We start from the raw sequence: 17419 nt of genomic DNA, 5'->3' as shown, positions 1-17419 counted from the left end.
GCCCCTCAAGCCGAGAGCACGCGCTCGACGAGCGCCTCGATGGCCTCGACGGGCGCGCCAGGCGCGAGCGCAGCCGAGAACGCCGCATGCACGGGCGCGTCCTCCGCCGCGAGCCTGCGGAAGCTCTCTTTGGGCCCGAGGAAATGGCGGCCCCGAAACACGAAATAGAGCTCCAGCAGATCAAAGAGCAGCCACGCGCGCCGGTAATGCGCCTCCACGTCCGCGGGCCCGCCGCGGCGGATGCGCCCGAGCATCTTGCGGCACCAGGCCCGCCGCGCCGCGATCTCCGCCTCGGGCAAACCTTTCGGCGGCAGGGCGAGCGCGGCCGCGGCGTCCTCGACGAGGCGCGCGCCGAGCCCGCGCGGGTCGAGCACGGGAATGCCCCCGCGCACGTGCAGATAATTCGCCCCCGCGTCCACGACGTCCTTCTCGGGCACGATGAATGCGTCGAAAAACACCCCGTCCACGAGCCGCGCGTCCCGCGTCGCCTCGCCCTCCGCGCGGATCCCGAGCATGTCCCAGTCGCTCTCCGCCGTCGCCGCTCCGAGCGCGCGCGAGCCATAAAGAACGACCGTGTGGCAGCCGTGCCGCGTGACCAATTCGTTCACGAGCCGGGCGAGGATCGGATCGTTCACGAGCGCCTCGGAGCGGTCTTTCATGACGCGGGTGAGGCTACGGACAGCCGCGCGGGCCGTCAACTCCACGGCGGGCTTGACCTCCGCGGGCCTTTCGTGATGCCTAGGGCTCACGCATCCCATGGCCGAAATCCCGCCTCCGCCCCCTGCCCTCGTCACCGTCCCCGCCCGCGAGGCGCCCGCGCTTCGCCTCTTCGTCTTCCCGCACGCGGGGAGCGGCGCATTTCCCTACCGCGCGCTCGCCGCTGGTTTGCCCCCCTGGGTCGAACTCCATGCCGTGCAGCTCCCCGGTCGCGAGGCAATGTTCACGGCGACACCTTACCGGTCGATGCTCCCGCTCACTTCGGCGCTCGTCTCCGTGCTCGCGCCGAAGCTCGACCTCCCGTTCGTGTTTCTCGGCCATAGCTTCGGCGGACACGTCGCATTCGCGGTGGCGCGGGCGCTCCGCGCGCGAGGATCCGCGGTGCCTCGGGCCCTCGTCGTCTCCGGCAGCCGCGCGCCGCACCTCCCGCTCGGGCGCAATCCCTTGCACGACCTTCCGAGGCCGCGGCTCATCGACGAGCTTCGCCGTTATGGCGGCACCCCGGAGGCCGTCTTGTCGAACGACGAGCTCATGGACCTCTTCCTGCCGCCGCTCCGCGCAGACCTCACGATCTACGAGACAAACACCTTCGGCCCCGAAGCGCCGCTCGCGCTCCCCATCGTGGCCCTCGGCGGGAACCGAGATCACGCGACGCGCACCGAGCAAATCGAGCCGTGGCGCGAGCACACGAGCGCCGCCTTCACGTCGCGGTTTTTTGAAGGCGGACATTTTTATCTGTTCGAGCAGTCGAAGGCGGCGTTCACGGAGGCGCTGCGCGAGATGATCGAGGGTCTCGCGGGCTCCGGGATTTGACCTTGAAAAAGTAGCTCCCGTCACGAACGGAGGCCTTTGCCGAGGGTCTCGCGGCTCCGAGAGCTCGCCCTGCGCGGCGCGTGGTGGTAAAGCCCCGGTCTCGGAACATTCCGAACAACGGGGGAAACCATGAATTCATTCGTCGACGGTGCGGTTCGTCCGTGCTGCTTGTCGTTCGTCCTCGTCGCTGCGCTGTCGGGCGGCTGCTCGTCCACGAAGCACCCTACCGAGGAATGGATCTCGGCTCCGTCCCGCTCGCTCTTCGCCCCGAGCGGCGGCGTCGCCTCGTTCCAGGATGTGGACGAGCTGCCCGGCGGCGTGGCGTTCGACGGGTCGCATTACCGAGTCGTCTGGACCCAGCGCCCCGATCCCCAATTTGGCATCTGGAGCCATCGGATCGCGACCGACGGCACCGTAGATCCCGCCGGCCCGCAGTTGATCGATGCGCCCGTGATAGCCGAGGATCCGGCCCTCGCGTTCGACGGGACGAACCACCTCCTCGTGTGGGTGGATCGTTCGACGAGCATGGAAGAGGGGAACGTCTACGCCGCGCGCGTGACGGTGGACGGGACGACCCTCGATCCGGGCGGATTTCCCATTGCCACGGGCGTGGCCAACCAGGTCGAGCCTTCCGTGAGCTACGGGGACGGGCAGTTCCTTGTCGCGTGGGTGGAGCGCGGGAGCGTGGATACCATTCGCGCCGCGCGCGTGACGACGGATGGGGTGGTGTCCGACCCCGGCGGTTTCGTCGTGGCGCAAGCGGCCGCTCCGGTGTGGTTCGGCGAGCTCGCCTTCGGTGCGAATACGTTTTGCGCCGTCTACAGCGACACGGGGGGCACGCTGCGTGGGGCCTTCATCGGTCCGGGGGCGGACATCGTCGCATTCGGCCTCCCCAAGGAGAACGCAGCATACTGGAGCCGTCCAGCCGTCGGCTCGAACGGCACAGAATTCCTTCTGGCCTGGGTCGACGGGAACGACGACGACAGGATGAAAGGGATGCGCATGGGCCCGTCCGGGGCCATCGGCGTCCCGTTCGTCATCTACCACGACCCCGAGAACCTTGGCGGGTTCAACACGCCCATGATCGTGCACAACCACGAAAAATACGTCGTCGCCTGGCTCGACCAGTGGACCTTCAAATCTGGATACGTGAGCGCGGCGTCCGTGAGTGACGACGGGGCGCCCTCCGCTCGGATCTTCCTCGGACAGGCCGTCGATTCCCGACGGCTGCGAGGCGCAGCGGGGATCACCGGGCAAGCCCTGTTCGTCCATGCCAGCCGGGGCAGCGACGGGGATCTGGAGATGCTTCGTAGCTTCCTCAATGCCACACCAGGTGAGGGCGACGGGGGAGCCGGAGGCGACGGGGGCATAGGCGGAATGGGAGACGCTGGGGGCGCCGGGGGCGCTGTCGGAACAGGAGGCGTTGGAGGCGCTGGGGACGCCGTCGGAACGGGAGGCGCTGGAAGCGCCGGGGGCGCCGTCGGAATGGGAGGCGCTGGACAAGGCGCAGGCGACATCGATCCGAGCCATGCCGAAAGCAGCATGTCCTCTGGCGGCGGAAGGGGCGCAACACCGGGCGTCGAGGGCGCGTGTCGAGCGGCGACGCCAGGCGCCCCTTCCGGCTCCTCGGCGTTCGCCCTCGTCCTGCTCGGTCTGCTCCTGCGCAGACGTGCGTCGCGGGGGGCGCGTCGTCAGGGCACGTCGTAATAGAAATGGACCTCGTCGATCGTGCCCTGGTGCTCGACCCTCACGTGGACGTCCCAGCGGCCCGGCATGGAGAGGGCAAGACCTCGTACGGCGTAGGCGCCGTCTCCCGCCTCCTCGATCGCAGGCGCGAACGTCGCCTCGTGCCCCATCGCCGGCATGATCGCGGTCACTTCGATCAAGGCCCCCTCCACCACCGCGCCGGTCTCCGCGTCGCGCAAGGTCAATCGTAGGTCGTTTTCGCCCTGCACGAGCGGCGCCTCGGGGACGAGCTTGAATTGCATCGCGCCGCGCAGGCCAATCGATTCCTGGTCCGGGCTCGCGGAGCTCCCCTCCCCGCCGCATGCGGCGAGCCACGAAAAGGCGAGCGAGCAGAGGAGGACCCTCGAAAACCGGGCGCGGGAGATGCGGTTCGTGTCATTCATAACGCGGAAATGATCTCCGTAGGCCGATGGCGAATGCCACGGCCGATGGTTCGTTCTTGCCGAGGGAGGAGACCGGCAGGTCCACCTCCAGCGAGGCGAGCGCCGTGAAGCGCTCGGAGATATCGTATCCAGCAAAGAGCAGCGCAGCCGTACGCCGCCGATCCGCGTCGGGCGTGGTCGCGCCGCCGATGGCAGGCGCCGATTCGTACTCGTGCACGAGCCCCGCCGAGAGCGACCAGCCCGTGGAAAACACCGGCCCCGCCGCCGCGACGAGCCGCAAGCGCGGGCCAAGCTCGATGCGCTCGCCGCGCGCCCCCGTCATCGGCGTGCGAAAGCCCATCGACGCGCTGAAGACGGCCGTGGCCTCGTTGGCCCAGTTTTTCTCGACGAACACGCCCGGACGAACCTCGGCGGCGCCGAGGCCCGTGGCGTCCGTGGCGAGCGGGTCTTTCGCGTCCGCCGCGGATCGGCCCGTCGGGAGGCTCACGCCAGCCGTGAGGGCGATCGCGGGCCAGGCGCTCGTCGTGGTGAGCGAGACGATGTCGAAGCGCGCCGAGAACGAGAGGTCGCCGAAACCACCGCCGACGTCCGTGTCGTCGCGCGAGCCGCGGATGTTCAAGAACACGGGCGCGACGAGGCCGAGCTGAAGGCGCGGGATCGGCGCGAAGAGGCAGCCGAGCTCGGCGCGTCCTTCGGCGTCGCGTGTGCCGGGCGGCGCGAGCGTGAACGCACCCGCGTGTCCGTGCGAGCCGAACCGATCCGAGAAACGAAACGAGAGCCCGATCGCCCCGCGTTCGAGCGGGCCGAGCCGCTGGCCGAGGCCGTGACCACTGCCGCAACAAGCCGACGCCGAGGCGTCACGCGTGGCGAGGAAAAGCACGCAACCGAGCAGAGCCGAAGCGAAGGTTTTGCAGGCGCCGAGCACGGTGCATCCATGGAGCCGCGCGGCGCAAAGATCCATGAGACACGTTGTCGCATCACGCAGGCGTCCGAGCGGGATGGTGCGACGATCCGACGCACCCCGCCGCGCCCCGCGGTTGCTACGCTCGCGCCTCATGTCAGGCTCCCCCCTCGGCCTGCCCGCGGCCCACGAGGAAGACGACGCGATCGGGGTCGTCGAGCGTGGCCTCTCCGGGCTGCGGATCGCGGTCTCCGGCCTCCTGCTCGCGACGCTGCCCTTCAGCGCACACGTCCTCGGCTTTCACGTCCGCTACGAGATCGCCGTGCCCGCGACGCTGCTCGTCGCCGCGGCGAATGCCCTCGTGGCTTCCCGCGCGGGGCGGGGCCGCCCGCCGCCCTCGCGCCGCGCGCTCGCAGCCGGGCTCGCGCTCGATCTCGCCGGGATCTTCGTGGTCCTCGCGTGCTCGGGCGGCGCGGCGAATCCCTGGAGCGCGCTCTTTTTGATCCACGTCGCGCTCGCCGCCGCGGTCTTGCCGCTCGGCACGACGCTCGCGCTCTCGGGCTTCGCTGCGTGCCTCTTCCTCGCGCTCTTCAGCGTGCCTTCCGGGGCTTGCTGCCCGAGCCACCCGGAGAACGGGGCGTTCTCGACGCACCTCTACGGGATGTGGTTTGCCTTTGCGATCTCGGCGGGGATCATCGCCACGTTCGTCACGCACGTGCGCAGCGCGCTCGCGGCGCGCGGCCGCGAGATCGCGCGCCTCCGCCGCGAGGCCGAGGTGAACGCGCGGTTCCGCGCGCTCGCGACGCTCGCGGCAGGTACAGCGCACGAGCTCAACACGCCGCTCGGGACGATCGCGGTCCTCGCTTACGAGATCGGCGACGGATGCGAGCCTGAAGCGGCGCAGCGGCACGGCGCGGCGATCGGCGCGCAGGTCGAGCGATGCCGACAGGTGATCACGCGCCTCTCGGCGGGCAGCACGCGCTCGGCCGAGGGCGAACACGCGAGCATCACGGACGCCGCGACGCGCGCGGTCGAGGCCTGGCGCGCGGCGCACCCCGACGCGAAGGTCACGATTTCCGTGTCGTGTGATCCGGGGGCGCGCGTGGGTTTGTCCGCGGCCGAGCTGGAGGGCGCGCTCGGGGCCTTGCTCGACAACGCGCTCTTCGCGTGTCGGGCCGGGGCGGTGACGGCGCCGATCGGCGTGCACGTGCGGCGCGAGGGCGAGCGGATCCTCGTGGCGGTGGAGGACGAAGGCGCGGGCGTGCCGGCGGATCTCCGCGAGCGGCTCGGCGAGCCGTTCTTGACGACGAAGGAGCCGGGCGAGGGAATGGGCCTCGGGCTCTGGCTCGTGCGGCGCGTCGTGGAGATCGCCGGAGGGACGCTCGATATCGGGCCGCGAGAGCCGCGGGGGACACGCGTGACGATCCGGCTCGCGGAGGCGCGGGCGTGACGGGGGCCGAGGGAAAACCCACGCTGCTCGTGGTGGACGACGACGACGCGTTCCGGGCCGCGCTCGGAGAAGCCCTCGAACGGCGCGGTTTTTCCGTTTCGCTCGCCGAGGGGCCCCCGGCGGCGCTGTCGCTCGCCGAGCGGCAGGTCTTCGAATATGCGCTCGTCGACGTGCGAATGCCGGGCGGCAGCGGGATCGACCTCGTGCGCTCCCTCCGATCCCTCGACGAGGGGACACGAATCGTGGTGCTCACCGGATACGGCACGATCGCGAATGCGGTGGAGGCGATGCGCGCGGGAGCCTTCGATTACCTGACGAAGCCGGTGAACGCGGCAGCGTGTGAGCGTGCCCTCGCGGGCCGCCCCTCCACGGAGAGCGCGCCGGACGATGTGCCTTCGCTCGATCGTGTGGAGTGGGAGTATCTGCATCGCGTGCTCGGCGATTGCGGCGGCAATATCTCCGAGGCGGCGCGGCGGCTGCGGATGCACCGGCGTTCGCTCCAGCGCAAGATTGCCAAAATGCCACCTGCGCGCTGAGCGCAGGAATTGCGGGGGCGCCCGGGGCGGCGCGGCGCCCGGCCGGAGCGTGCTTCCGGGTTTGCAAGGTCCAGGCGCTGCCGGTAGACTGATTCGTTACGGATGAGGGAAGGCACGGTCTTCGCCGAGCGGTATGAGATCCTGCACCTGGCAGGGACCGGCGGCATGGCCGAGGTGCACCGGGCGCTGGATCGGCAAAACGCGACGCCGGTCGCGGTGAAGCTCGTCTCGGATGCGAGCCCCGTGGACGACGCGCGCTTCGACCGCGAGATCGAGGCGCTCGGATCGCTCGATCACCCGGGCATCGTCCGCTACCTCGGGCACGGCACGCTCGCGAACGGCACGCGGTACCTCGTGATGGAATGGCTCGAAGGCGAGGAGCTCGCGCGCACGCTCGCGCGCGGGCGGCTCTCGGTCGAGGACACCATCGCCCTCGCGCGCAAGGTCGCCGAGGCGCTCGCGTCGGCCCACGAAAAGCTCATCGTTCACCGCGATCTCAAGCCCGAGAACGTCTTCCTCGTGGGAGCCCGGCCCGACCAGCCGAAGCTGCTCGACTTCGGCATCGCCAAGCTCGGCCGGCACACGCGCATCACCGGAACGGACAGCATCGTCGGCACGCCGGGTTTCATGGCGCCCGAGCAAGTGCGCGGCGAGGCCGAGGTGGACGCGCGGGCCGACGTCTTCGCGCTCGGCTGCGTCCTCTTCGAATGCCTCGCCGGCGCGCCCGCGTTCCCCGGTGATCACCTGCACGCGATCCTCGCGAAGGTGCTCTTCGCCGAACCGCCGTCGCTCGTGGAGCTCCGGCCCGATATTCCGTACGAGCTCGAAGCACTCGTGATGCGCATGCTCGCGAAGGACCCGGCGGACCGGCCTCGGGATGGGCGCGCGGTGGTGGAGGAGCTTCAAATGCTCGAGAGCGGCGCGGCCACGGTGCGCGCCGTCGCGCCCCCCTCGCTCCGCCCGCCCTCGCTCACGACCACCGAGCGCCGGCCCGTCGCGGCGCTGCTCATCGGGCGATCGAAGCACTCGCTGCCGCCGCCGGCGCTCGGCCAATCGTTCGAGAGCCGCGAGCGGCGCGCGTCGGAGCTCGATCGATCGTTGCAAGCCGAGGCCGAAGCGCGCGGGGTGCCGTGTGAGATCCTACGCGACGGATCCCTCGCGCTCTGGACCGCGGGCGCGGGGGCGAAGGATCTGGCGGCGCGGGCGGCGCGCATCGCGATGGAGCTGCGGGCGCTCGGCGGCGGCCGGCCGTTTGCCCTCGCAGTCGGCTGGGGGTCCCTCGCGGGGCCGAGCCCGCTCGGAGACGCGATCGATCGGGCGGCGCACGCGCTCTCGGAGCACCGCGGCGCGAGCGACGTGGAGTGCCCGATCGCGCTCGACGAGCTCACGGCGGGCCTGCTCGACGCGCGCTTCGAGGTGCAAAAGGATGGCGCAGGGTTCTCGCTCCACGGCGAGCGTGCGGCGCTGCTCGGCACACGCACGCTCCTCGGCAATCCCACGCCGTGCGTCGGGCGTGACCGCGAGCTGCGCACGCTCGCAGGCCTATTCGAGGACTGCATCGAGGAGCCGGCCGCGCAGGCCGCGCTCGTGACGGCGGCCGCGGGCCTCGGCAAATCGAGGCTCGCGCAGGAGTTCGTGCAGACCGCGCTGCGCGACGCGCCGCTCGCGAACGCGTGGATCTCGGGCGGAGACGCGCGCCGGGCCGGCTCGGCGTTCCGGCTCGTGTCGCAGGCGCTCTGCATGGCGCTCGGCATCGCCGCCGGCGATGGTCCGAATGTGCGTCGTGACAAACTCGTGACGCGCGTGTCGGCGCGCTTCGCGGCGTCGGAGGCGCGGCGCGTGGCGCGGTTCCTCGGCGAAATCGTGGATGCGCCGTTCCCGGACGAGGACGACCTGCCGCTCCGCGCGGCGCGCGCGGACGTCCAGCTCATGGTCGACCAGATCCGCGCGGCGTTCCTCGATTTCCTGGGAGCGGAGTGCGACGCGGCGCCGGTGCTCCTCGTGCTCGAGGATGTGCAATGGGGCGACCTGCCGAGCGTCCGGCTCGTGGACGCGGCGCTGCGCACGCTCTCCGACAAACCATTTTTCGTCCTCGCCACAGCGCGCCCCGACGTGCGCGAGCGATTCCCGCGGCTCTGGGAAGGGCGCCGGCTGCAGGAGATCAGCCTCACGGAGCTCGGCAAGCGGGCGAGCGAGAAGCTCGTGCGCGGGGCGCTCGGCGAGGCCGCGTCGCAAGAGGTCGTCGATCGGATCGTCCAGCGTGCGCAAGGAAATGCGTTTTACCTGGAAGAACTCATCCGCGCCGCGGCGGAAGGGCGGGACGCGGAGCTGCCGGAGACGGTGGTGGCGATGGTGCAATCACGCCTCGCTTCGCTCGACGACGAGGATCGGCGGCTGCTCCGCGCGGCGAGCGTCTTCGGGGACGTGTTCTGGGCAGGCGGCGCGCGGGCGTTGCTCGGCGAGGGCGTCAGCAAGAATGTCGTCCGCGAGCGGCTCGTGGCGCTCGAAGAGCGGGAGCTTTTGTCGTTCCGCGGCGAGAGTCGCCTCCCCGGGGAGGAGGAGGTCGCCTTCCGGCACGCGCTCGTGCGCGAGGGCGCCTATACGATGCTGACCGAGGAGGATCGCGAGCTCGGCCATCGGCTCGCGGCGACGTGGCTCGAATCCCACGGCGAGACGGACCCGCTCGTCCTGGCGACCCATTTCGAGCGCGGCCAGAAGCCGAGCCGCGCGGTGCGCCACCTCCTGCGCGCGGCCGAGCAGGCGCATCGCGCAGGCGACGACGAGGACGCCGTTCGCCGCGCCGAGCGTGCCCTCGCCCTCGGCCCCGATCCTGAGACCGAAATCGGGCTGCTCGGCATCGTCTCGGAGGCGCGCATGTGGCAAAACCACCTCGAAGAGGCGGCGACGCACGGCGCGCGGCTCACGCGCAGGGCCCCGCCCGGCAGCGCGCCCTGGGTGCGCGGCGCGCTGGCGCAATTCACCTATGCGCTCCGCATGAAGCACGTCGAGGAGTCGATCGGGATCCTCGACGCGATCGCCTCGATCGAGCCCGCGCCCGAGGTCCTCGGCACCGTGTCGCTCGCGCTCGCGATGGCCACGGTCCTGCTCCTGACGGAGGGGCGGATCGATATCGTCGAACCCATTCAACGGAGGCTCGACGCGCTCGTCGGGCCCGCGGCCGATCGCGACCCGATGGCCCGGGCCTTCTGGCACCTCTCCTATCCGCGCTGGGAGGCGTGGATCAAAGAAAACCCGTGGGAGAGTTTGTCACGGTCGCGCGCGGCGCTCCAGGCCTTCAACGAGGCGGGTTCGCGGCGCGGCGGGGTGCTCGCGCGGGTGTTCGTCGGGATGAACGAGTGGATGCTCGGGGCGAACACGCGCGCGGCCGAGACGCTCTGCCCAGAGGCGCGGCACGACGAGGATTTCGCGATCGTGGCCTCGCTTCGGGCGCTCTTCCGGGTGCTCGCGCTCTCGGACGGAGGACGGCTCGACGAGGCGCGCGACGAGGCGACGCGGCTCTTCGCGGCCGCGAAGATGAACGGCAACGAGGCGGACGAGGCGCGCGGGCGCTGGGCGCTCGGCGAGGTGGCGCGGCGCGCGGGCCAGCACCAGGAGGCAGCGCGGCACGCGCAGGCGGCCATGGAGCTTGGCGGGGTGCTGCCGCTCGATCACGCCGCAGCGGGCGCGGTGCTCGCGAGCGCCCTCCGCGCGATGGGGCGCGTGGACGAGGCGCTCGCGGAGGCGCGCGCGTCGCATACGCGGTACGAGGCCGTGCGCGGATTCGGGTATCGAGGCGGGTTCTTGCTTGTCACGCTCGCCCAATGCCTCGACGCGGCGGGCGCGCGAGGCGAGGCGCGGGCGGTGCTCCGGGTGGCGCGCGAGCGTCTCTATCGGATTGCGGAACGGACGCCGAACCCCGAGTACCGGCGGAGCTTCCTCGAAGACGTGCCCGAGAACGCGCGGACGCTGGAGCTCGCCCAGGCCTGGCTCGGCCCAGGCGAATAGGTAGGGTGGGTTTGGCGGGAGAGACCCTTTTCAGGGCATGACGTCGACGTAGAACACGCCGCGGAGCTCCTCGGTGTTCGAGATCGGGCCGGATATGCCCGGAAGAGGCACCGTGCACAGGGCTGCGTGGGGGAGCTACGAGGCAGCCCGGGCGCGGCTCGGGGATTACGTGAAGCAGGGGCTCTATCTCCACACGCCGATGGTGGTGACCGAGACGCTCACGCTGGGATTCGAGGAGATGTTCCGGGAGGAAGGGCCCGGTATGCGGTTGACGAGCCGCCCGTGGCGCTTCATGATTGCGGCTGCCTCGCAACAGCGAGCCCCACGGAGGAGGCTGCGAATATGACTGTCCCGAGCTGCACCGAGCGCGTCTCCCTGCCCGTCGTCGCCGCCGCGAGCCACGCAAGTTAGGTCACTGGTCACCGGTCACCGGTCACCGGTCACCGGTCACGATGGGGCCGCAAGCGGTCCCATTCCCCACGCCGGCTTTGCCGGCGTTGGGGTCGGTACGGAACCGGATGAGCCGGTCTCCTCATCGCTGACCAGGCGATTGCGTGTTGATCCAGCGGGCGCCGGACGGGCTTCCGTCCTCGGCAAGAGCCGAGGCTCCGTTCGGACTGGCCGGCCTGTGCGCCGTCCGCTCCGTGGCCGTGACCCGCCGCGCCTCGCCTCGCGAGCCCGCGGCGCTCCGGAGCTCGCACCACAATGGATCTCGACTCGAATCGTCTCGTCTCTCATTCGCTCGATAGTCTCGGTTGGAACTCCTTCTTCGAACGGCAGCGCGCCGCGCTCGCCGAGCCCTTCGAGCCCGCCCGCGTGTCCGCCGGCGGGCGGGGCGTACTGCAAGTGTTCACCGCCGCGGGCCCGCGCCGCGCGAAGGTGAGCGGCCGCCTGCTCCACGAGAGCGACGGCGCGGCGTTGCCGGCGGTCGGCGACTGGGTCGGCGTCCGGCCCGACGCCGCCGATCCGGCGGTGATCACGCATGTGTTCGCGCGCCGCACGGCGCTCTTGCGCAAGGCCGCCGGGCGGCGCTTCGAGGCGCAGGTGCTGGCCGCCAACGTGAATACGGTGATGATCGTCAGCTCGCTCAACGCCGACTTCAACCCGCGGCGCCTGGAGCGGTATCTGGAGGTCGCGATCGAGGGCGGGGCGCGGCCGGTCTTCGTGCTCAACAAGGCCGATCTCTGCGACACGCCCGAGCGCTTCGTGGAGGCGGCGCGCGCGCTCGCGCCGTCGGCGCCGGTGATCGCGGTGAGCGCGACCGAAGGGGCCGGGCTCGACGCGCTCGCGGCGCACGTGCGCGCGGGCGAGACGTTGGTGCTCCTGGGATCGTCAGGCGTAGGGAAATCGACGATCGCCAACCGGCTCCTGGGCAATGACGCGCAGCGCGCGGGGGAGATCCGGGCGCACGACGATCGCGGCAAGCACACGACCACGCACCGCGAGCTGTTCGTGCTGCCAAACGGCGGCCTCCTGGTCGACACGCCGGGGCTGCGCGAGCTGGAACCGTGGGATCTCGATGAAGGCGGGCCGGCGGGGTTCGGCGATGTGGAGGAGCTGGCCGCCGGATGCCGCTTCCGTGACTGCGCGCACGAGGGCGAGCCGGGGTGCGCGGTGGCGGAGGCGGTGGAGCGCGGAGCGCTCGAGGAAGGGAGGCTCGCGGGGTTCCGCAAGCTGGCGGCGGAGGGTCGGCACCTGCGCGAGAAGCACGACGCGCGGGCGCGGGCAGAGGCCCGGCGGCGGGGGAAGATGATTGCGCAGATCACGAAGATGAGCCCGAAGAGCTGAGTCCCGGGAGAGGGCTCGCGCAGCTTCCCGCCGGCGATCGGCGTCCTTCGCCCCAAACCCCGTGACCGCATTCCGTTACCGGAGGCGGTTACCGCATTCCATTACCTGATCCAGAGCAGCGCCACGCCGCCGACGGCCACGAGCGCGCCGAGGATCGCGCGCAGGCTGACGGGTTCCTTGTGAACCAAGATGACGGCCGGAATGACGAGGACGGGGGTCGTTGCCATGATCGTGGCCGCGACGCCCGTCTCCGTGTGCTGAATGGAGAGGAGCGAGAGCGATACCCCGACGAACGGGCCCGCGATCGCGCCGAGCGACGCGAATCCGAGCGCCGCGCGGTCCCGGACCGCCACGGCCGCGCGCCCCCACCAGCCGATGGACGTGAACAGGAGGGAAAAACCGACAATGCCCGCAAGAACGCGAATTTGCGTCGCGGCGAACGGGTCGTAGGTCTTCATGCCGATCTTGCTCAGCACGAGCCCCACGGCCTGGCCCACGGCGCCGCCGAACGCGAGCAGGATTCCTTTGCCCGATTCCCCCTTTGGTCCAGCGCCCGCCGCATTCGTATCGCCCGCTCGTTCCAGCACGACGACCGCGATGCCGACGAGCGTCACGCCCATTCCCACGATACCGAGATCGGAGATCCGCTCGCCCAGGACGATCCACCCGAGGACGGCAGCGATCGGTGGCGCGAGCGACATGATCAGCATCGCGACGCGCGGACCAATGAGCAGGAAGGCCCGAAAGAGGCACATGTCGCCCAAGACGAACCCCACGAGGCCGCTCACGAAGAGCCAGGCCCACGCCTCGGCGGAGGCGTCGAGCGGCAATGGAAGGCCGCGACGGACGAAATTGTACACGCCGAGAAAAACGAACGCGAGGACGAGGCGGACGAGGTTGAGCGACAAGGAGCCCATGCGGCGCCCTGCAGCCGAGAACGCGAGCGAGCTCGCGGTCCAGCAAAGGGCCGTGCCGAGGGCCGCGAGTTCTCCGAGCGGGATGGACATGGGGAAAAGAGCGCGCAAGATAACCGGTCGCGAAAGACCGGGAAAGAAGCAGCGCAGCCGAACTGCCTTCTTGGAGTCCACGCGTGACGTGCGACAATGTTGGAGATGCGGGTAGGTGTGTCGGTTGGCGAGCGCTTCGAGCTCGTACGTCTCGCAGGCCAAGGCGGCATGGGCGCCGTCTTCGAGGCCCGCGATCGCGAGACCGGCGATAAGGTCGCGATCAAGATCATGAACGGCGCGAGCGTCGAGGAGCGCGCGCGGTTCGATCGCGAGGCGCGTGTGCTCGCAGCGCTCTCGCACCCGGCCATCGTGCGTTACCTCGGCTACGGCAATCTCGACTCCGGCGAGCCGTACCTCGTGATGGAGTGGCTCTCGGGCGAGGGCCTCGACACGCGCATCATGCGGGAGCGGCTGAGCGTCGAGGAGACGATGGCGCTCGCCGAGCGCATCGCAGGCGCGCTCGCGATCGCGCACCGGCACGGGATCGTCCACCGCGACATCAAGCCGAGCAACATCTTCCTGCGCGACGGGGACGTGCGGCGCGCGATGCTGCTCGACTTCGGGATCGCGCGGCGCGCCTCGGACCCGCACGTCGTGACGAGGACGGGCGTGTTCATGGGGACGCCCGGCTACGTGGCGCCCGAGCAAGCGCGCGGAGATCGCGCGGTGAACGCGCGCGCCGACGTGTTCGCCCTCGGCTGCGTGCTCTTCGAGAGCCTCGCAGGAAAACCTGCGTTCACCGGGCAACACGTGGTGGCGGTGCTGGCGAAGGTGCTCTTCGAGGACGTGCCGAAGGTCTCGGCACTTCGGCCCGGCGTGCCGCTCGCGCTCGACCTGCTCATCGCGCGGATGGTCGCGAAGCAGCCGGAAGAAAGGCTCGCGGACGGCGACGCGGTGATGGGCGCGCTCGCGCGGGTGGCGAACGACGAGTACACGAGCGAGCCGCCGCATACGCTGCGATCGAAGGGCGCGCTCGGCAGCGGCGAGCAGCGCCTCGTGAGCGTGATCCTGCTCTCGGCGCCGAAGGAGGGCCTGCCCGTCGATCCGCTGGGCGGCACGATGGACTCGGCCGGCATCGCGCCGCTCGCGGCGCTGCGCGCGGTGGCGCGATCGTACGGGGCGCGCGTGGAGGCGCTGGTGGACGGGTCGGCGGCGCTCGTGCTCTCGGGCGCGGGCATGGCGACGGACCAGGCGACCCAAGCCGCGCGGTGCGCGCTCGCGCTGCAGGCGATGGTGCCGGAGGCGCCCATGGTGCTCGTGACGGGACGAGGGGTGATCTCGCACGCGCTGCCCGTCGGAGAAGGCATCGATCGCGCGGCAAAGCTCTTGCGCGAGGAGGAGCAGTGCACGGCGAAACGCGACGATTCGGAGAGCGGGGCGCGGCGGCCGGTGCGGCTCGACGAGCTGACGGCGGAGCTGCTCGAAGGGCGCTTCGTGATCGACGGGAGCGAGGAGGTGCGGTCGCTCCTCGGGGAGGCGCAAGCGCAGGAAGGATCGCGGCTCTTGCTCGGGCGGGTGACGCCGTGCGTAGGCCGCGAGCGTGAGCTCTCGACGTTGCTCGCGCTCTACGAGGAGTGCGTGAGTGAGCCCGCGGGGCGCGCGGTGCTCGTGACGGGTGTGGCCGGCATCGGAAAGTCGCGCATCCGGCATGAGCTCTTGCAGAAGCTCGCCGAGTCCGAGCCTCGCCCCGATATCTGGCTCGCGCAGGGGGATCCGACGCGCACGGGCGCGCCCTTCGGCATGGCCGGCGAGCTCTTGCGGCGGGCCTCGTCGCTGCACGAGGAGGATCCGATCGAGGTGCGGCGGGAGAAGATCCGCGGCGCGGTGACGCGGCACCTTGGCGCGGACGCGGGGCGCGTCATGGAGCTCTACGGCGAGCTCGTGGGCGCGCCGTGGGCGGCCGAGGAGGCGAGCACGTTCCTGCGCGCGGCGCGAAAAGATCCCGTGCTGATGGGGGATCAGATCCGCCGCGGTTTTGAGGACTTCGTGAGCGCGGCGAGCGCGACCCGGCCGGTGGTGCTGGTGCTCGAGGATCTGCACTGGGCCGACACGCCGACGGTGCAGCTCATCGACGCGGCGCTCCGTGTGTCGCGCGAACGCTCGCTCTTCGTCCTCGCGCTCGCGCGGCCCGACGTGCACGACAGGTTCCCGGGGCTCTGGGCGGACCGCGGCATGCAGGAGATCCGGCTCGGCGAGCTGTCGCGGCGCGCGAGCGAGCGGCTCGCACGGCACGTGCTCGGCGATGAGGCGCCGCCGTCCTTGCTCACGCGTGTCGTGGCGCAGGCCGCGGGCAACCCGTTTTACCTCGAAGAGCTTTTGCGCGCGGTGGCCGAGGGCCAGGAGACCGCGCTGCCGAAGACGGTGCTCGCCATGCTGCAGGCGCGGCTCGAAGCGCTGCCGAGCGAGGCGCGCTGGCTGCTCCGCGCGGGCAGCATCTTCGGCGAAACGTTCTGGAGCGGCGGCGTGCGCGCGCTCCTCGGCGGCGAGAGCAGCGTCGTCGACGCAGGCCGCTGGATCGAGACGCTCGTCCACCGCGAGCTCCTCATGCGTCGCCGCGAGAGCCGTTTTCCCGGCGAGGAGGAGCTCGCGTTCCGGCACGACCTCCTGCGCGAGGTCGCCTATGCGGCGCTCACGGAGGTCGATCGAGCGCTCGGCCACCGGCTCGCGGCGGAGTGGCTCGAGACCGCGGGCGAGCGCGACGCGATGGCCCTCGCCGAGCACTGCGAGCGCGGCGAGGATCGCGAGAAAGCCGCGGTGTGGTTCGTGCGCGCGGCGACGCAGGCCCTCAGCGCGAACGACTTCGAGGCGGTGCTCGAACGCAGCGAGCGCGCCGAGGCGTGCGGCGCGGACGGCGGGCTGCTCGGCGAGGTACGGCAAGCGCAGGCCGAGGCGCATTTCTACCGCGGCGAGCTCGCGGAGGCGGCGCGGCGGGCGCGCGAGGCGATGCAGCATCTTTCGCCCGACAGCCCGCTCTGGTTCGGCGCGGCGAGCGCGGCGGCGTGGGCCGAGAGCTCGCGCGGCGAGCGCCGCCAGCTCCTCGGGATCGCGGAGTCGATGCTCGAGCGCGCCGATCGTGAGGCCTCGCCGTTCACGCGCAGGCTCGCGGCGATGGGCTGGATCGCGCGCATGCTCCTGCGCTCCGGGCAACGGAAAGCGGCCGAGACGCTCACCGAGCGGTTCACGCAGGCGCCCGAGGAAGCGCGGCGCGAGCCCATCGTGCGGGCCGAGTGGGCGGCCGTCTCGGCGACGCGCGCGCTCGTCGAGGGCGACCTCGAACCCTCGTACGAATTTTTCCTCGAAGCCGCGCAGTGCTTCGAGGAGGCGAAGGTCGATCGCTTCGGCATCTCGATGCGCATCTACGCGGCGCTCGTGCTCTGCGACCTCGGCGATCATGCCCGCGCCGAGGAGGGGCTCGCCACGCTCGTCGCGCGCGCCGAGGCGCAGTGCTTGCCGATGCTCGCGGCGAGCGCACGGCATGGGCTCGCGGAGGCGCTCGCGGCGCGCGGGGCGCTCGCGGAGGCGCGCGCGCTGCTCGAAGACATCCTGGAGACGCTCACGAACGCTGGCCTCGTGCTCTCGGCGCACGACGTGCGGCAGTTCCTCGCGCTCGTGCTCGTGCGGCAGGGCGACAGCGAGGCCGCCGAGCGCGCTGCGATCGAGGCCGTGGCGCTCGTCGATGCGCCCCCGAACCGCCGCTGCTCGTACCTCGCGACGCTGGCGCGTGTGCTGCTCGCGTGTGGCCGCCCTGCGGAGGCGCTCTCGGCGGCGGAGGAGGGCAAACAGCTCCTCGAACAGATCGGCGCGCTCCTCTCGGACGAGCCGCTCGTGCGGCTCGTGTATGCCGAGGCGCTCCACGCGAACGGCGAGCACGCGCGCGCGAAGGAAGCGCTCTCCGCCGCGCGCGCGCATCTCCTCGGCCGGGCCGAGAAGATCGGCGATCCGTCGCGGCGGGAGCGATTCTTGCGTGCCGTTCCGGACAACGCCCGCACGCTGGAGCTCGCGGCGGCATGGCTCGCTGCGTCACCGGGCACGGCTTGACGCCGCCCGCCCGGAGCGGGCATCCTCCGGAAAGA

At 71.2% G+C, this 17419-nt stretch carries 12 protein-coding genes; 8 read left to right on the top strand and 4 right to left on the bottom strand.

What is annotated here, in order from left to right; all coding sequences use genetic code 11:
• Positions 1-5 precede the first annotated feature (5 nt).
• Entirely contained in the window at positions 6-659 is a 654-nt protein-coding gene (locus E8A74_RS01480; RefSeq protein ID WP_136927065.1) for a nucleotidyltransferase domain-containing protein, read from the bottom strand.
• 97 nt (positions 660-756) lie between these two features.
• Between E8A74_RS01480 and E8A74_RS01475 the strand changes: the two genes are divergently transcribed.
• Together E8A74_RS01475 and E8A74_RS51725 are read left to right on the top strand one after the other, a co-directional pair.
• Positions 757-1530 carry a thioesterase II family protein gene (locus E8A74_RS01475; RefSeq protein ID WP_136927064.1) on the top strand — a complete coding sequence of 258 codons (774 nt, stop codon included), beginning with the start codon at positions 757-759 and terminating at the stop codon, positions 1528-1530.
• Positions 1531-1659: 129 nt separating this feature from the next.
• Positions 1660-3237 (top strand): hypothetical protein, encoded by a 1578-nt coding sequence (locus E8A74_RS51725; protein ID WP_170228754.1) that lies wholly within the window; start codon positions 1660-1662, stop codon positions 3235-3237.
• Here the strand turns inward: E8A74_RS51725 and E8A74_RS01465 are convergent.
• Together E8A74_RS01465 and E8A74_RS01460 are read right to left on the bottom strand one after the other, a co-directional pair.
• Positions 3222-3659 carry a FixH family protein gene (locus E8A74_RS01465; RefSeq protein ID WP_136927063.1) on the bottom strand — a complete coding sequence of 146 codons (438 nt, stop codon included), beginning with the start codon at positions 3657-3659 and terminating at the stop codon, positions 3222-3224. The genes E8A74_RS51725 and E8A74_RS01465 overlap by 16 nt on opposite strands.
• Positions 3652-4620 carry a transporter gene (locus E8A74_RS01460; RefSeq protein WP_232379318.1) on the bottom strand — a complete coding sequence of 323 codons (969 nt, stop codon included), beginning with the start codon at positions 4618-4620 and terminating at the stop codon, positions 3652-3654. The genes E8A74_RS01465 and E8A74_RS01460 overlap by 8 nt, the downstream gene beginning before the upstream one ends.
• Positions 4621-4714: 94 nt before the next feature.
• Between E8A74_RS01460 and E8A74_RS01455 the strand changes: the two genes are divergently transcribed.
• From E8A74_RS01455 to rsgA, 5 genes are all read left to right on the top strand, one after another.
• Positions 4715-6010 (top strand): sensor histidine kinase, encoded by a 1296-nt coding sequence (locus E8A74_RS01455; RefSeq protein WP_136927062.1) that lies wholly within the window; start codon positions 4715-4717, stop codon positions 6008-6010.
• Entirely contained in the window at positions 6007-6546 is a 540-nt protein-coding gene (locus E8A74_RS01450) for a response regulator transcription factor (RefSeq protein WP_136927061.1), read from the top strand. The genes E8A74_RS01455 and E8A74_RS01450 overlap by 4 nt, the downstream gene beginning before the upstream one ends.
• A gap of 102 nt (positions 6547-6648) precedes the next feature.
• A complete protein-coding gene (locus tag E8A74_RS01445) occupies positions 6649-10551 on the top strand; it encodes a serine/threonine-protein kinase (RefSeq protein ID WP_136927060.1) in 3903 nt (1300 codons plus the stop codon).
• A 73-nt stretch (positions 10552-10624) separates the two neighbouring features.
• Positions 10625-10897, top strand: a complete 273-nt coding sequence (locus E8A74_RS01440; protein WP_136927059.1) for a hypothetical protein — start codon at positions 10625-10627, stop codon at positions 10895-10897.
• 359 nt (positions 10898-11256) lie between these two features.
• Positions 11257-12339, top strand: coding sequence for a ribosome small subunit-dependent GTPase A (gene rsgA, locus E8A74_RS01435; RefSeq protein ID WP_136927058.1), 1083 nt, complete (start codon positions 11257-11259; stop codon positions 12337-12339).
• A gap of 101 nt (positions 12340-12440) precedes the next feature.
• Here rsgA and E8A74_RS01430 read toward each other — a convergent pair whose 3' ends face one another.
• Complete coding sequence (locus E8A74_RS01430) at positions 12441-13346, bottom strand: DMT family transporter (protein ID WP_136927057.1); 906 nt, start codon at positions 13344-13346, stop codon at positions 12441-12443.
• A 105-nt stretch (positions 13347-13451) separates the two neighbouring features.
• Between E8A74_RS01430 and E8A74_RS01425 the strand changes: the two genes are divergently transcribed.
• Complete coding sequence (locus tag E8A74_RS01425) at positions 13452-17384, top strand: serine/threonine-protein kinase (RefSeq protein WP_170228767.1); 3933 nt, start codon at positions 13452-13454, stop codon at positions 17382-17384.
• The last annotated feature ends 35 nt before the right edge of the window (positions 17385-17419 follow it).

This window comes from Polyangium fumosum, from assembly GCF_005144585.1.
GTDB classification, from domain to species: domain Bacteria; phylum Myxococcota_A; class Polyangia; order Polyangiales; family Polyangiaceae; genus Polyangium; species Polyangium fumosum.
The sequence above is the reverse complement of the archived record's forward strand: the minus strand, read 5'-3'. Positions and strand labels throughout refer to the sequence as shown.

Bases quoted from the DNA above. Each gene is read 5' to 3' on its own strand.
- E8A74_RS51725 (WP_170228754.1), top strand. From the start codon at position 1,660: ATGAATTCATTCGTCGACGGTGCGGTTCGTCCGTGCTGCTTGTCGTTC.
- E8A74_RS01445 (WP_136927060.1), top strand. From the start codon at position 6,649: ATGAGGGAAGGCACGGTCTTCGCCGAGCGGTATGAGATCCTGCACCTG.
- E8A74_RS01475 (WP_136927064.1), top strand. From the start codon at position 757: ATGGCCGAAATCCCGCCTCCGCCCCCTGCCCTCGTCACCGTCCCCGCC.
- rsgA (WP_136927058.1), top strand. From the start codon at position 11,257: ATGGATCTCGACTCGAATCGTCTCGTCTCTCATTCGCTCGATAGTCTC.
- E8A74_RS01460 (WP_232379318.1), bottom strand. From the start codon at position 4,620: ATGGATCTTTGCGCCGCGCGGCTCCATGGATGCACCGTGCTCGGCGCC.
- E8A74_RS01430 (WP_136927057.1), bottom strand. From the start codon at position 13,346: ATGTCCATCCCGCTCGGAGAACTCGCGGCCCTCGGCACGGCCCTTTGC.
- E8A74_RS01455 (WP_136927062.1), top strand. From the start codon at position 4,715: ATGTCAGGCTCCCCCCTCGGCCTGCCCGCGGCCCACGAGGAAGACGAC.
- E8A74_RS01425 (WP_170228767.1), top strand. From the start codon at position 13,452: ATGCGGGTAGGTGTGTCGGTTGGCGAGCGCTTCGAGCTCGTACGTCTC.
- E8A74_RS01480 (WP_136927065.1), bottom strand. From the start codon at position 659: ATGAAAGACCGCTCCGAGGCGCTCGTGAACGATCCGATCCTCGCCCGG.
- E8A74_RS01465 (WP_136927063.1), bottom strand. From the start codon at position 3,659: ATGAATGACACGAACCGCATCTCCCGCGCCCGGTTTTCGAGGGTCCTC.